A 15,168-nucleotide genomic window follows, 5' to 3' on the forward strand; every position below is an offset into this window, starting at 1 on the left:
CAGTCGAGGAACCTTGATGTTCGCGATCAAAGTCGAAGTCGGTGATCCAAAAGCGGGAGCCTTCGCGTTCGCAAGACAAAAGACCATGTATGGGGGCCGGCGAATTTCCGTGGGCGACATCATCTTCATCTTCGACAGCGAAAACGAAGGAGGCTCAGGTTTGATCGCAATGGGCCTCGTCACCGCCGCCGAAGCGATCACGAAGAAGCCCGGGCTCGCCCGCCAGACGCCGCGCGTGAGCATCACGGTCAAGCGCACGGCGCAGGCGAAGAGGCGCCTCGGGCGCAGTGAGCTGAAGCCCTTCTCACACTGGAACGACGGCCGGCCCGAGACCGAACTCAACTTCAAGTTCTATCGCCAGGCCACAAACAAGATCGTGGGCATCTCGGACGAAACGGGCGCATTCCTACGGGGGTCTTTCTGAAACACAAAGCCGCGGCCTTGAGGAACAGGCCGCGCTACGAATACCAATGCGCCCTACGAATACCAATTCGTCCTACAAGAACAAATGTCGTCTACTTTTCTTTCAGCAGCTTCTCGATCAGCTTCGACAACATCTCTTCATTCGCGTCGTCGTAGCCGACCATGATCAGGCGAATGCGGCCCTGTTTGTCGATGATGTGAATCTGCGGAATGCCGCCGACCTCGTAGGCCTTGTCGTTCGGATTTTCAAACTGGGTGAAGTTGCCGTCGGGGCCGCGGACGGGTGCCTTGCGCTGGTCTTCCACGGCCACCGGCACATTGAGCCCTTCGTGTGCCCAGTACTCACGGTCGCGTTCGAACTCCACTTCAGCGGTGAGGGGCCGCTCGGTGCCGAAGTACCCATACAGCTCAGTGGCAAGGACGACGCGGAAGCCGCGCGAGCCGTATTTCGCCAGCAACCGCTTCACGCCGGGATAACTCTCCTTGCACGGCCCGCACCAGTGTGCCGTGAACTCCAGCAGCGTCACGGCGCCGGGCATGGCGATGGTCGTGTTCGGTGGCGCGTTGAGCCAGCGTGGCGCGCCGATGGGCGCGGCAAGTGTGCCGACCAGCGCGTACCGCGCCATCACAGGCGCGATCATGAGGTCCGCATTCCGGATGTCGCTCCAGTTGGCTTTCGCAGCCGTCAGCAGTTGCTGCGCGCGGACGTTGTCACCGCGACCCGCCACAGCCTCCGCCATGTTGATGTGCGCGGAGACGATGGTGCTGCCGTACTGGGTGCGTTGTTGAGGCGTGAAGGTCTTCGCGCGCTCGATCAACCAGGTGGAGTGCTTGATGATGCCGTCGTCAATATCGTCGCCACGGTAGAAGCCGTTCATGCGGGCATGGGCGCTCAGCTGTGCTTCGAGAAAATCGCCCTTCAGTCGGTCGAGCTCGTCCACATATCGCTCGAGTCGCGCGTTGCGCTCAGGGGACTTAAGCTCGCGCAACCCCGTCAGGACGGCTTGCGACAGCACGTCGGCACGGACGTTCACGGGAAGGGTCTTCGACGCGAGCGCGCGGTCCAGCGCCGCTTTCGCCTGAGCCGGCTGGTCAGCCTCGCCGTAGAGTGCGATCAATTGCGCCAGGTCAGCTTCCGCAATCGTTGTCGCATTGAACTGGGCGGCACACTTCTGCGCCAGTGCGACTTTGCCGACCTCGATTTTCCGGATCGCATCGCCCGTGATCTGCTTGAGGCCCCGTTGCTCGCTTTGAACATAGTCGCGCGCGGCCTTGACGCAGGCCGCCGGTGTGGTGGGTTGCGGCGCCGGCGCCTGGGCCAGACCAACAAGGAGCAAAAGAGGCAGCAAGGTCATCGGCGTCTCACATTCCGCGCTGAAGGAACGACACAAAAAACGGAGCATCTCGGGTCAGGCCGCCAAACGCCACCACAGGCACGCCCCGCGGGTCCAACACTGCGTAGTATGGCAGCGCTACTGTGCCAAAGGTGTCCCGTTGGAGACTCTGGAAACGGAGGAATTGCTCACCCCTTCCGTCGGTATACAGGCGCAGCCGCACGTAGCGCGACAACTCACGCGAGACCTCAGGTCTGGTGAACATGTTGGCCTCCATCCACCGGCAATTCGTGCAGGTGTAGCCGGTGAAATCCACCAGGATGGGCCGGTTCTCTTTCGCGGCCTGCGCCAGCGCGCCCTCATAGTCGTTGACGATCCACGCCAACTCCCCGCCCTCGCCACCACCCAGTTCGCCCGGTGGAAGGAACGATTCGAGCTCGCCAAGGCGCTGACCTGCCAGGCCGGTGCCCAGCCATCCCGTCAACACCACCGCAGACACAACGACCGCCCATCGCGGGAATCCCGGTCGTGAGAGCCGCGGCGCATGACCCAGCCGCATCCCGCCGGCCAGATACACAACCAGCGCGACGCCGATGACGAGCCACAGCGCAATCACGACGTCGCGCGTGAAGAGGCCCCAACCCCACACCAGGTCCACATTGGAGAGGAACTTGAGCGCAGCCGCCAGCTCCAGCAACCCCATCGTCGCCTTGACCGAAAGCAGCCACGCGCCTGAACGCGGCAACGACGCCAGCGCCTGGGGCGCCCACGCCAGCAATACAAACGGCGCGGCGAACACACTCGAGAACACGAGCAACCCGGCCAGGGGCCATTGCCAGTCGCCTTGCGCGGCCACCACCAGCAGCGTGCCGAGGAAGGGCGCCGTGCAGGTGAATGAGGTCAGCGTGAACGCCAGGCCCATCAGCAGCGTGCCCACGTATCGGCCCCGCCCGGAATCAACCGATGCCGCGCGCGTCAGGAATTTCGACGGAAGCGCGAGTTCGAACACGCCGAAGAGGTTCAGCGCAAAAGCCACGAACAACGCGGCGATGCCAAGGTTGAGCCACGGGTTTGCGGCGAACTGATTCAGGCCCGATGCCCCAAAGCCCGCAGCCAGCACCACCCCGACAGCGGTGAACGTCAAGACGATGCCGATGCCGTAGACGAGCGCCTGGGTCACTGCACGGCGGCGGTCTTTCTCGGCGCGGCCCGTGAAGTACGACACGGTGATGGGCACCATCGGGAAGACACAGGGCGTGAGCAGCGACAAGGCACCCATCAGTGCGGCAAGCCCGAGATACGCGCCGAGTGTGCTGGCGGTGGTCGAAGCCGCCATGTCTTCCACGAAGGTCTTTGGTGCGCCGGTGGCCGCCGCACGGGGCCGCTCGACGGCCGTAGCATCGGCGCCCGTGCCCGGCACCATGAGGATCAAGCTCACGCGTTCGGTGGCCGGTGGCAGGCAGAAGCGATCGGTGCACGTCTGAAAGGTGATGTCGAGGTCCAGTGTCACGCGTCCGGCCGCGCCTGCGGACACAGTGAGCGGCACATAAAACGTGGCCTCTTCCGCGTGGTACTGGGTGTCGATGTTGAAGTTCGCGTCGGGTGCGGTGATGGGAAGCGGCGCGATGATGCTTCCGGCGATCTTGAACGGAGACCCTGGCGGCACGGTGATCACAAGCGCCTGCGGTCCGCCGCCTTCCTGGGTCAGCGCATAGAGGTGCCAGCCCGGATCGATCTTCGCGTCAATCACGGCCTCGAAATCAGCGCCCGCTTTCACAACAGTCGCCGGCTCGACCCTGGCAGACCACTGCACCACCGTCTGGGTCGGCGCCGCTTGAAGGGTCGCAACGCCCAGGAGTACGGCCAGAGCGGCGATCTGCGCGGATCGGGACATCACCTATGAGCGTAATCGATCACAGGCAACGCGCCCTCGGCAGGCCTCGTCTAACCCCGCCAGTCACGATTTTCCCGCTGGAGGGTCCATGTCTCGTACGTTTCTTGCTCTTCCACTTGCCGCGCTGCTGGTTTCCGCGCCTGGCGCCTCTGCCGTTGAATTGACCGCCGTCGAACAGACTCGGGCGTCTTCGAGTGATCAGGACTGGTGCCGCGATGCCGGGCGCAGCAACGACCGCGAGACGTTCTGTGAAGTCCGCGACCTGCGTGAATCGGGCGCCTCGCGGCTTGAGGTGCTGGACAACTCCAACGGCAGCATCAGCGTGACCGGCTCCTCGGGGCGCGGCATCGTGGTGCAGGCCAGGGTTGTGGCCAGCGCCGAGTCCGACGCAGACGCGCGAGCCCTGGTGAAGGATGTGTCCGTCACGCTCGAGGGCGGCCGCCTTCGCACCACCGGGCCCACCAACCAGCGCCGCCAATCGTGGTGGGTGAGCTATCGCATCGACGTCCCGGCGTCATTCGACTTGTCGCTTGAGACGTCGAATGGGTCGGTATCGGTGACCGGCGTGAACGGCCGCATCGACGCCGAGACGTCGAATGGCTCCCTGCGCATGACCGACATCGGCGGACGCGTCAACGCTCGGACCGACAACGGCTCGGTGCATGTGACGCTCAACGGCAGACGATGGGAAGGCGACGGCCTGTCGGTGACCACGTCAAACGGATCTGCACGGCTCGATTTGCCTGACAGCTACAACGCGCGGCTCATTGCCGGCACCAACAACGGCAGCATGACGCTGGACGTACCGGTCACCGTGCAGGGCCGGATTTCAAAGAACATCGATACGACGCTTGGCTCGGGCGGCGCGACGATCGAGGTGCGCACGTCGAACGGCTCATTGCGCGTTGGGCGCCGCTGATCACAACGGATCACGATCACGACGGATCTACACGTGACTCGGAGATATGGAGACCTTGATTATGACGTACGCTTCCTCTCGTCGCACTTTCGTTGCCGCTGCCTGCGCAGTGGCGCTCGCGGTCCTCGTGATGCCCGCCTCGGCGTGGGCACAGAGAGTGACGGAAACCGTGGACCGCACGCTGCCGTTCCCCAGCGGCGGCACGCTCAAGCTCAACAACTTCTCCGGCGAGGTTCGCATCACGGGTGGCTCGGGGCGCAACTTCGTGATGAAGGCCGTGCGGCGCGGGTATCCGGATCGGCTCAAGGAGATTCAGCTGACCGTGGAGTCCTCGGGTTCCACGATCACGGTGGAAGCCAATAAGCGCGATCGGGATGATGACCGCCGCCGCAACAATAACCGTGACCGTAATGACGACCGCGACCGTGAGAACGTCGTGGAAACCACGTTTGAGATTCAGGTGCCCTCTGGCGCGCATCTGGACATCGACGCGTTCTCGAGCGACATCTGGGTCAGGGACGTTGAAGGCCGCCAGCAACTGAAGACGTTTTCGGGCGACATCTCGTCGACCGGATCGCGTGCCGCACTGAACGCCAACACGTTCAGTGGCGAGATCGATGTGGACGTGACCGGACATGGCACGTCGCCGGACATCGAGGCGGAGACGTTCAGCGGTGCGATGCGCGTCAGGCTGGCCGACAACGCCAAGGGCGAGGTGACGTTCAATAGCTTCAGCGGCTCGTTCGACGCCGCCTATCCGGTAACGCTCCGCTCATCGTCGGGTCGCCGGAACATCCGCGCAGAGCTGCCGGGTGGCTCGGGGCGCAGCCTGCAGTTCAAGTCATTCTCAGGGGCGCTGCGGCTGGTGAGATAGATCACGCTGCATCACTGATCACGACGGATCACAGGAGACGCTGGAGGCACGGAGGACTTCTTTCAAAGACCTTCCGCACGCTGCATCCTCGATCTCCGCGAATTCGCAGATCCGAACGTAGGGCGCGCTGGGTCTCAAGCGCGCCGACCGCCGCGGCCTTGAGACCCAGGCCGCGCTACGAAATTCGGCCTCAGGCCCCATTCATGCTAGCGTCCGGGAATGCGATGTGTCCTCGCGGGTGGATCGGGGTTTCTGGGCCGCGCACTGTGCGCTGAGCTTGTTGCGCGCGGGCACGAGGTTGTCGTCTTGACTCGTGGCGGGGCGCGCGACGATGGCGGCGTGCGGTATGTGACGTGGCCTGGAGAGGATGTGCCTGGCGCGTGGCAGGCTGAACTCGACGGCGCAGGCGCGATCGTGAACCTGGCGGGTTCAGGCATTGCCGACAAGCGGTGGACCGCTGCGCGCAAGGCGGACTTGCGCGAGAGCCGCGTGCTTGCAACCAGGGCGCTCGTGTCGGCCATCCGGAAGGCGACGAACCGACCTTCCGTGTTCCTCAGCGGATCGGCGGTCGGGTTCTACGGCCCGCAGGATGACAACGGTCCAGAACTTGATGAGGCATCGCCGCCGGGGTCGGATTTCCTCTCGTCGCTGGCCGTTGACTGGGAGGCGGAGGCGCATGCCGCCACCGCTCTGGGCTGCCGGGTCGTGATCCTCCGCACCGGCATTGTGCTTGACCGCAGGGGCGGAGCCTTGGCGAAGATGATCACGCCGTTCAAGTTTTTTGTGGGCGGCCCGATCGGATCCGGCCAGCAGGTGATGTCGTGGATTCACCTGCGCGACTGGGTCGCGATGGTCGCCTGGTTGCTCGAACATCCGACAGCGGCGGGAGCCTTCAACGGCACCGCCCCCAATCCGTCAACCAATGCGGAGTTCTCAAAGGCGTTGGGCTCCGCGCTTGGCCGACCGAGCTGGTTACCCGTGCCCGGCTTCGCGCTGAAGATTCTCGTCGGGGAAATGGCCGGGCCCGCCCTGCTGGCCGGCCAGCGCGTGGTTCCGCGTCGCGCCCTGGACGCGGGTTTTTCGTTCCAGTACCCGAACATCACCGCCGCGATGGCTGATGCGGTGCGATAATCCCGGCACCCGCGTCCTGCGGGCAGGAGAGATGACATGACGAATCGTTGGCGTTCGCTGCTGCTTGGTGGTCTCAGTCTTGGTGTGGCCTGTGCCCTGCTCTCGGGCGTGAGGCCTGTCTCAGTTGAGGCGCAGGCCGGTCTCAACGGCGCGCCAGACCGGCGGGCCAATGAGGGCGCGGGGCCATTCAACAGAATGATCATCAGGAACGTGATGATCATTGATGGCACGGGCGCTCCCCCCTATGGCCCGATGAACGTCATTGTCTCCGGCAATCGAATTCAGGCCATTCAGGGCGCGGGCACGCCCGGAGTGCCGCAGCCCGCGACGCCGCCGGCGGGGCGCGGCGGACGGGCGGGCGGCGCTCCCGCCGACCACGTCATCGACGGCACGGGCATGTACCTGATGCCCGGCTTTGTGGATATGCACGTGCACGCGGGCGGCGCGCCGAAAAACGCCGACGCCGAGTACGCCTACAAGTTGTGGCTGGGCCACGGCGTGACCACCGTGAGAGGCGTCGCGTTGGGTGGCAACCAGTGGAGCGCGACCGAGCGCGAGAAGAGCGAGAAGAACACCATCGTGGCGCCGCGCATCTTCAACTACCAGCGACCTGGTGGCCTCGGCTCGCCTGAGACCGCGCGCGCCTGGGTGCGAGAGAACGCTCACCTCATCGACGGCCTGAAACTGGGCGCAAGCGATCCGGATGTGATGGCGGCAGTCATTGACGAGGCGCACAAGAACGGTCTGGGCACCACCGCGCACCTTCAGCAGAGCGGCGTGGCGCAGATGAATGCCATCGATGCGGCACGTGCCGGCCTTGATACCGTGACGCATTTCTACGGCCACTTCGAGTCGTTGCTCAAAGACACGGTGGTGCAGGAATGGCCCGTGGAGGCCAATGCGAACGACGAACAGTGGCGCTTCGGCCAGGTGGCGCGGCTGTGGAACAAGATTCACCCGCAAGGGTCTCCCGAGTGGAAGGCGTACCTTGAGGAGCACCTCAAGCTTGGCACCACGTTTGATCCCACGCTGACGATCTATTCGGCTGGGCGCGATGTCATGCGCATGCGCCAGGCGGACTACCACGACAAATACACGCTGCCCTCGCTCATGGACTATTACCAGCCGAGCCGCGTGAACCACGGCTCGTACTGGTACGACTGGACCACCCACGACGAGATCGCGTGGCGCAACTTCTATCAGGTGTGGTTCCAGTTGATGAACGACTACAAGAAGATGGGCGGGCGCGTCACCACCGGTTCCGACTCGGGATTCATTTACCAGACCTACGGCTTCGGCTACATCCTCGAACTCGAAATGCTCCAGGAGGCCGGCTTCCATCCGCTGGAAGTCATCCAGGCCGCCACGATGAACGGCGCGCTGACGCTGTCGGAATGGCGCAAGACACCGGTCGAGTTCGGCGTGGTGAAGACCGGCAAGCTCGCGGACCTGATCCTGGTCGATCAAAATCCGCTGCACAACATGAAGGTGCTCTACGGCAACGGCGCCGTCAAGCTCAACGACGCCACCGGCAAGGCCGAACGCGTCGGCGGCATCAAATGGACGATCAAAGACGGCATCGTCTACGACGCGAAGGCGCTGATGGCCGACGTGGCCGCGATGGTGGAGAAACAGAAAGCAACCAGGAAGTAGGACGCGCGTGGAGTTTCGTTTTGAGGAGGCGCTCCCGGTCCTTCGGCGCACTCCGGCCACATTGCGTGCCTTGCTGCTGAACCTGCCGGCCTGCTGGACCGACGCGGTGGAAGGCCCCGACACGTGGAGTCCATTCGACGTGGTCGGGCACCTGATTCACGGCGAGCGCTCGGATTGGATGCCGCGCGTCGAGCACATCCTGCAACACGGCGAAGCGGTGCCTTTCGCGCGCTTCGACCGTGAAGCGATGTTCGACGAGTCGAAAGGCCGTTCGCTGCCTGAGTTACTGGATACATTCGCCGATCTCCGGGCCGAGAGCCTCGCCCGCCTCTCGGCTCTCGGTCTGACTCACGCGGACCTGAGCCGGCGCGGGACACACCCCGAGTTCGGCTCGGTGACGATGGCACAGCTGCTGGCAACGTGGACCGCCCACGATCTCGGGCACATGACTCAAGTGACGCGCGTCATGGCGCGGCAGTACACCGAGACTGTCGGACCCTGGCGGGCGTACCTGTCACTCCTTCGGTCTGCCTGATCGCGGCAACATGAACATCGTCTTGTTTGAGCCGTCCGAAGCGCGGCCGGATGGGCAGGTAGACGTGTCGGGCCCACGCGCGCGGCACCTGCTGCGCGTGCTGCAAGTGGCGCCTGGCCAGACGGTGCGCGTCGGTCTGATTGACGGCCCCCTCGGCGTCGGAACGGTGTCCGGAGCTAGCGACAACATCGTCGAACTCAAGTGCGTCTTTGAGTCGGAGGTACCCGAGCGCCCGCGGGTCGATTTGCTACTGGCCGTGCCACGACCCAAGGTCCTGCGGCGGCTGTGGGCTCAGATCGCCGCGCTCGGTGTTGGCCAGGTCATCCTGACCAACGCTGAAAAGGTGGAGCGCGACTACTTCGACAGTCATGTGATGATCGAGTCGGGGTATCGCCCGCTGCTGGTCGAAGGCCTACAACAAGCGCGCGACACATGTGTGCCGCTGGTCTCAATTCACAAACAGTTTCGTGTCCTCGTCGAGGACGAACTGGATCGTCTCTTTCCGTCGGGACGCCGGCTCGTGGCACATCCGGGAAGCGATCGCTCGTTTCAGGCGGCGCTGACACCAGCCGCCCCTGGCCGCGTGCTCATCGCGATTGGGCCCGAAGGCGGATGGAACGACTTCGAGATCGGATTGCTGTCGCGGCACGGCTTCGAACCCGTGAGCACCGGACCTCGCATCCTGACCACCACCACCGCGTGTATCGCCGCGCTGACTCTGGCGCACGCAGGTATCTCGTAGCGCGCGCTGGGTCCCAAGCGCGCGGGACTCCGCGGCCTTGAGACCCAGGCCGCGCTACGTACGGAGGAACCCGGCACATTGCCCGGGCTGTCCCCAAGCCCGAGGAGCGAGTCCTACTTCGGCACCGTCCACTCGAGCAGCAGGGCCATCTGAGGAGTCACGTTCCGTCCCTTCTCCGCAGTGAGCCGGAAGCCCGAGCCCTTTCGCCCGTAGACTGGCGGCTTTCCGGTGACGGGATCGATGGGCACGTTCACCAGATACGCGGGCACGAGCGCCGACAACGCGTCCGGATACTGCCCGTGATCGAGCCGGTGGCGACGCAACGCGACGGCCAGCTCAGTCACGGCAAGCTGACCGTTGAAGGTGTCCCCAGTGTCGACCGCTCGCTCAAGTCCTTCGATGCCGGCCATGGAGTTAAGTCTGCCGAACCAGGACATTCGGGCCCGCGTGGTCGGAGGGATGGGACGCGGCCGCGGACCGGTCTGATTCTCGAGCAGAAGTCCGACCTGCTCCAGGTAGCGGGCATGGAACAATCGAATCGACGGACGCGCGATCCAGGTCAGCCGGCCCAGGACCGGCACATCCGGCGCGAACGGCAGACCATTTCCATTCGCGGCACCGACAAACGCCGCATTGAAGGTCTTCATCTCGCCGAGCAACCCCACATGCATCGGGTCAGGCATCCGATTCTCGGCCAGCCAGTTCGCCAACACGTCCAGTGACGCCATCGACGGCTCCGTCCCCGTCAACAGCCGCTGGACCGACTCGAAGTGATGAAACGCGACAGCGATCCGGATGAGCTGGCTGATAAGGCTCGGCTCCTGGCGCAGCGAGGCAGACAGCGCAAGACCGGATGCGATACCGGCGGCCGCGTCATCCGTCCGCCCGGCTTCAAGGTCCATGCGCACCGCCAGGGTGATGACACTCGACAGCGTGCGAATGTTCAGCAGCGGGGGATGGTTGAGGCTGTTGGAATAGTCGGTTTCCCAGTTGGACTGACGCCTGGCACGGGCCTCGTCCACCTGCCGAAGCGCGCCACGGTTCGCTTCAACAAACGCGCGCAGGTCGGGCGGCACCGGCGCGGGGCTCCGTTGCGCCAGGAATCTCGAGAGAGACGCCTGCGCTCCGGGTTGACCCTCGATGAGCGCGATGGCGGCCCGAATCGCCCGCGCGCGGTTCTCACTCTCGGGGACTGCCGGCACCGTCAATGTTGCCGGGTCGAGGCTGCCGTATTTCTGCTCGAGGCGCGCAACCTGGGCATCGATCCGACGGCCCGCCCAGAAATCGAGCCCGCTGCGCACCAGCAGGATCAACAGAACTGCTCCGATCAGGAAGATCAGAATCCTGCGCCTCCAGGTGCCGCGAGGACGTTTCGTGGTGGTCTCGGTCATCGTTCCCCTCCTGCGCCTTCCAACTCAAATGCCTGCAACAACTCCAACGTCGAACGTGGCTGTGCCACGGGCCGCGACGCGTCGGTGATGACGCGCTGTGCGAGTGACGCGGCCACATCCGGTGGCAGGCCCAGCTGCCGGCCGGTTTCATCGATCACCCGCGCATCGGCGAGCGTCTGCGGTGCTGGGGTGAAGGCGACCGAGCGATGCGCACCTGAAAACTGGTCGAGCAACCCGATCGCGAGCGTCGCCGCGACCGCCGAGAGCCGCCACGCCCGAGAGAACCACACGCGATCGGACCAGGAGACCGGTTGCGCCACCACGACGGCCGCCGACAGAACCCGGTCACGCAGCCCCGAAGATGGCTCCGACCAGATGATGCGCCGCACACGATCCTCGATCTGTCTCCGGCTCATGTCAGGCGTCATGGCGTGCCCTTTCGACGGAGGACGGGGCGGGGGGGGGGGGGGGGGGCGGGGGGCGCCGGGGGGCGGGGGGGAGGGCGACGGGGGGGGGCCGGGCCCGCCGGGCGGGCAGGGCAAGCCCCGAGGGGGGGGGCGCCCGCGGCCGCGGCGGGGGGGGGGGCCCCCAGGGGGCCGGCGGCCGGGGGGGGGGGCGGCGCCCGCCCGGCCGCCCCCCCCCGGGGCCGGGGGGGGGCGGCCCCCCCGCGCGCCCCCCCCCCCCCGCCCCGCCCGGCGCGCCCCGCCCCGCGGGGCCGCGGCCGGGGGGGGGGGGGGCGGGCGCGCCGCGCCCCCCCGCGCCGGGGCCCGGCGGCGGCCGGCGCCCGGCCCCCGGCCCCCCCCGGCCCCGGCCCCGCCCCCGGGGGGGGGGGGGGGGGGGGGGGGGGGGGGGGGGGGGGGGGGGGGGGCGCGCCCCGGCCCCCCCCCCCCCCCGCCCCCGGCGGGGCGCCCCGGGGCCCGGCCCCCCCGGGGGGGGCCGGGGCGGGGGGGCCGCCGGGCGGGGGGGGGGGGGGGGGGGGGGGGGGCCCGGCCCCGGGGGGTCAGACCCAGCCCTCGGCCACGGCGCGGACATGAACTTTGGATTGTCATGCTCACGCAAATATCAACTTTGCCTGGTCCACAACCGCCGATTCGCAACGCCTGCTGGACACGGTGGAGCGCCGGCGGCAAGCCCGAAGAGGGCTGCCGCCGCCAATCCCGCTACATGTCTGCGCATGTAGCGCAGTCTACGCCTGATCGATTACCGGGGCATCAGGACGGTGTCGATGACGTGAATCACGCCGTTCGACTGGTGCACGTCGGCGATCGTCACCTTCGCCTTGCCGCCCTTTTCGTCGGTCAGGATCAGGTCCTTGCCGCTCATGGACGCCCACAGTGCGCCACCGGCCACTGTCTTGATCTCGGCCTTGCCCATGCCGTCCTTGATCAGCTTTGCCACGGCCATTGAATCCCACTTGCCGGCCACCACGTGGTACGTCAGCACGCCGGTCAGCATGCTCTTGTTCTCGGGCTTCAGCAGGGTGTCCACCGTGCCCGCGGGGAGCTTGGCAAACGCCGCGTTGGTGGGCGCGAACACCGTGAACGGCCCCGTGCCGTTCAACGTCTCCACGAGGCCGGCGGCTTTGACCGCAGCGACGAGCGTCGTGTGGTCCCTGGAATTGACCGCGTTCTCGATGATGTTCTTCGACGGAAACATCTCTGCTCCGCCCACCATCTTCGTCTTGCCCATCTGTGCGCCCACCGCCGCCGTCGCCACTACCATCAGTCCGATCGTTGCCAGGGTCTTGATGTTCATCGCTCTCTCTCCAGTTACGGTGAAAACAGAAAATCAGGGCCGGCGCGTTGTGCGTCTGCCCCCTCTGGAGTTGTTCTACGGCCCGGTTCGCGGACTGGATTGGACAGCGCCCAGTGAATGGACGTGGGACTGGCGGCACGTCTGCAGGGGTAGCGCACCGTTGGGCCATTGCTGGCTAGTCCGCAAGCCGGCCCGCTGTTTGAGACCCTGGTGTTTGGCGAGCTCATCCGCGCCCGGGATCATTGCTGGGCCCCGTTCACCAGCGATGTTGCGTCGCTTGAACGAAGGCCTGGATGCCTTCGCCTTGCCGGGCGACGACCCGCAGATACTGCGGATACGCGTCCGGCAGGGTGCGGACCGCACGCTCGATCTCGTCCGGCTCGGTACCCCATGCGAGGCCGTTCATCCCGAGTTCCCCTTTGGCGATGTCTTCGCGCGTGTAGGGCCCGTTCGGGACGATGACGCACAAGGTGCCGCACAAGGTGGCCTCGTAGTTCACGCCGCTCAGCGTGTCGTAGCTGAAGACGGCGCGCGCGCGCCGCAGCACGTCGGCGAGCTCGGGGTGCGTGGCGGGCCACGCCCGGGTGATCTCCGTCTTGAAGAGCTCCAGCGCCGGGATGCGTGCCGTCGCAGATCCCTTGCCGACGTAGAAGAGATCGCCGCGCTTCGGCGGCAGGCCTCCCGGATGGAAGATGCCTTCGTTCGCGGTTTGCAGGTTCAGAATGGGTTTCTCGTCGTCGATCATGCGGCTGAAGGCGACCACGTAATCTTCAGGATCCACGGACATCGCAATGCCGTTGATGTAGCCGGGACGATTGAGCATCCAGCGCGTGACGCGCGGGGCGGATAGCGGATTCCCTTGGACGATCTCGGGATAGATCACGATGCCATCGCGCACGTGGCGTGGTGTCGCCACCGGCGTCTTCCATTGCGGGTTGGTCAGCGCGTGCTTCAGCATCAGATAGGCGGGGACGGCCATCTCGTTCAGCAGATGACAGAGAAGGTGAAGCGCACGCACGCCCGCGGACTTTTCGGTGTAGCCGGGGGCGACGATGACGTAGGGCCTCATGGCGTGCGGGCCTCGTTCCCGTCAGGCCTCGGGGGATAGTGAGCGAGCACGGATCGGAGATACGCGGCCGACCGCGGTGGCAGCTGCCATTCGGCGCCGCGTTCCAGCAACCGGAAGTGGCCTTCATCCCATGTATTGGCCCCGTGAAAGAAGCGCACGAAGTAGTGGGGTGGATTGGCCCAGGGATACCAGCGGAGCTTCTGCTTGACGCTCGTCGTGTACGCCGAGTCCTCGTTCTTCCGCCAATTCGGAAAGCGCAAGCCGCCGTCCTTGTAGGCCATGAGCGTGCCGGCGAAGCCCCCAGGGTGGTGGTCCACGAACGCGGTCTCGCCGCGGAGACGGCACTTCACCTGGTTGACGAGAAAGCACGCCTGCACGGCGAGCGCACCCAGCACGCGATGCTGCGCCACCATCAGCCGGGGGTGATGCCAATCGTCGTCGTCCCAGTACGTCCAGATCGCCCCATCAGGAATGGCGTCGAGCCCCACATTGCGGAGCTCGCCGAGCCGTGGGCGACCCTCGGGGCGCACCTGAATCACGCGGCCGGCCGGAACTCCGGCGACGTCGAGCTCGAACGGACCGTCGTTCACGACCACGAGCACCCGGTTGGCGTACGTCTGCGCGAGAAAACTCACGACGGACGCGCGCGCGAGCTCGGCACGCTCCGGCGTCTTTCCGGTCACCATCATCGCGTAGATCCGCTCGCCGTGGTCGCTGAAGGGCTGTGGCGCGTCTTTGGGCTCGATACGTACGACGGGTCGCGACTTTCGATGCATTGGAAGGCTCTGGCCGCCGTGACGCTCGCGGGTCGCGAGCTGCCTATTTGTAGCCCCACGGCGCGGGCGGGGGCTCGATCGGACTCGACAAGTCAAACGCCATCCGCACCGAGTGGCCGACCGTCGGCCAATGCACCCCGTAGTGAAAGGTGCGGTCATCGACGAAGTGCATGAACCAGAAATTGTCCGCACGCAGCGGCAGGATGGACGCGGTGTGTGCGTCAGCGCGGAAGATCTGGCGATTGGCCAGGCCTGGCAGGGGCGCGTCGCCACCGTACTGCGAGATCGCGTCTTCCGTACCGTCTTTATGACGATGGTCGTGCTTGAGCCGCAGCGTGCCATCAGCCCACGTCAGAATCCAGTTACGCGAGCGGTCGTCGTTTTCATGCAACGCGATGTGAATGCGTTCCTGGGAACACTCACGGAAATGGGCGATCAGCGCGCGGCCCTCAAGGCCCGCCCGGTAGTACTCCGTCACATCATCAACGGTGCCCGGATACGCTTTGCCGCAGTGCGACTGCAGCGTGGCCCAGAAGGTCTTCTGCTCGGCCGAGGGCCCTTGTGGGGACGGAGGGGCATCGGACGCAGGCGGAGCGCAGGCGGCGCCAAGCACGACGGTCAGACAGAGGACGAAGGCCGGGTGCACACGCATGGGCGCTAGTGTATAGGCGG

At 65.8% G+C, this 15,168-nt stretch carries 15 protein-coding genes; 7 read left to right on the forward strand and 8 right to left on the reverse strand.

Annotation, left to right across the window (positions count from 1 at the left end):
* Positions 1 to 13: 13 nt before the first annotated feature.
* Positions 14 to 424 carry a hypothetical protein gene (locus IPL75_21525; GenBank protein ID MBK9242777.1) on the forward strand — a complete coding sequence of 137 codons (411 nt, stop codon included), beginning with the start codon at positions 14 to 16 and terminating at the stop codon, positions 422 to 424.
* A gap of 91 nt (positions 425 to 515) precedes the next feature.
* Here the strand turns inward: IPL75_21525 and IPL75_21530 are convergent, their stop codons facing one another.
* Positions 516 to 1,778, reverse strand: a complete 1,263-nt coding sequence (locus IPL75_21530; GenBank protein ID MBK9242778.1) for a TlpA family protein disulfide reductase — start codon at positions 1,776 to 1,778, stop codon at positions 516 to 518.
* A 7-nt stretch (positions 1,779 to 1,785) separates the two neighbouring features.
* Positions 1,786 to 3,651, reverse strand: coding sequence for a thioredoxin family protein (locus IPL75_21535; protein ID MBK9242779.1), 1,866 nt, complete (start codon positions 3,649 to 3,651; stop codon positions 1,786 to 1,788).
* A gap of 88 nt (positions 3,652 to 3,739) precedes the next feature.
* Between IPL75_21535 and IPL75_21540 the strand changes: the two genes are divergently transcribed.
* The 6 genes from IPL75_21540 to IPL75_21565 all read left to right on the forward strand — a co-directional run bounded on the left by IPL75_21540 (position 3,740) and on the right by IPL75_21565 (position 9,505).
* Complete coding sequence (locus IPL75_21540) at positions 3,740 to 4,570, forward strand: DUF4097 family beta strand repeat protein (GenBank protein ID MBK9242780.1); 831 nt, start codon at positions 3,740 to 3,742, stop codon at positions 4,568 to 4,570.
* 61 nt (positions 4,571 to 4,631) lie between these two features.
* Entirely contained in the window at positions 4,632 to 5,444 is an 813-nt protein-coding gene (locus IPL75_21545; protein MBK9242781.1) for a DUF4097 family beta strand repeat protein, read from the forward strand.
* 219 nt (positions 5,445 to 5,663) lie between these two features.
* On the forward strand, positions 5,664 to 6,575 hold the full coding sequence (locus IPL75_21550) for a TIGR01777 family protein (GenBank protein ID MBK9242782.1): 912 nt from the start codon (positions 5,664 to 5,666) through the stop codon (positions 6,573 to 6,575).
* Positions 6,576 to 6,611: 36 nt separating this feature from the next.
* On the forward strand, positions 6,612 to 8,228 hold the full coding sequence (locus IPL75_21555) for an amidohydrolase family protein (GenBank protein MBK9242783.1): 1,617 nt from the start codon (positions 6,612 to 6,614) through the stop codon (positions 8,226 to 8,228).
* Positions 8,229 to 8,235: 7 nt separating this feature from the next.
* Positions 8,236 to 8,763 (forward strand): DinB family protein, encoded by a 528-nt coding sequence (locus tag IPL75_21560; protein MBK9242784.1) that lies wholly within the window; start codon positions 8,236 to 8,238, stop codon positions 8,761 to 8,763.
* A 10-nt stretch (positions 8,764 to 8,773) separates the two neighbouring features.
* A complete protein-coding gene (locus IPL75_21565; protein ID MBK9242785.1) occupies positions 8,774 to 9,505 on the forward strand; it encodes a 16S rRNA (uracil(1498)-N(3))-methyltransferase in 732 nt (243 codons plus the stop codon).
* 113 nt (positions 9,506 to 9,618) lie between these two features.
* Here the strand turns inward: IPL75_21565 and IPL75_21570 are convergent, their stop codons facing one another.
* The 6 genes from IPL75_21570 to IPL75_21595 all read right to left on the reverse strand — a co-directional run bounded on the left by IPL75_21570 (position 9,619) and on the right by IPL75_21595 (position 15,148).
* On the reverse strand, positions 9,619 to 10,896 hold the full coding sequence (locus IPL75_21570; GenBank protein ID MBK9242786.1) for a hypothetical protein: 1,278 nt from the start codon (positions 10,894 to 10,896) through the stop codon (positions 9,619 to 9,621).
* Positions 10,893 to 11,312: a hypothetical protein gene (locus IPL75_21575; protein MBK9242787.1), complete on the reverse strand. Its 420-nt coding sequence runs from the start codon at positions 11,310 to 11,312 to the stop codon at positions 10,893 to 10,895. Before IPL75_21575 ends, IPL75_21570 begins: the two co-directional genes overlap by 4 nt.
* Positions 11,313 to 12,096: 784 nt before the next feature.
* Complete coding sequence (locus IPL75_21580) at positions 12,097 to 12,651, reverse strand: fasciclin domain-containing protein (GenBank protein ID MBK9242788.1); 555 nt, start codon at positions 12,649 to 12,651, stop codon at positions 12,097 to 12,099.
* Positions 12,652 to 12,907: 256 nt separating this feature from the next.
* Entirely contained in the window at positions 12,908 to 13,720 is an 813-nt protein-coding gene (locus tag IPL75_21585) for a hypothetical protein (GenBank protein ID MBK9242789.1), read from the reverse strand.
* On the reverse strand, positions 13,717 to 14,496 hold the full coding sequence (locus tag IPL75_21590) for a glycosyltransferase (protein MBK9242790.1): 780 nt from the start codon (positions 14,494 to 14,496) through the stop codon (positions 13,717 to 13,719). The genes IPL75_21585 and IPL75_21590 overlap by 4 nt, the downstream gene beginning before the upstream one ends.
* Positions 14,497 to 14,539: 43 nt before the next feature.
* Positions 14,540 to 15,148: a hypothetical protein gene (locus IPL75_21595; protein MBK9242791.1), complete on the reverse strand. Its 609-nt coding sequence runs from the start codon at positions 15,146 to 15,148 to the stop codon at positions 14,540 to 14,542.
* Positions 15,149 to 15,168 lie beyond the last annotated feature (20 nt).

It is taken from the genome of Acidobacteriota bacterium, assembly GCA_016716905.1.
GTDB lineage: Bacteria > Acidobacteriota > Vicinamibacteria > Vicinamibacterales > SCN-69-37 > SYFT01.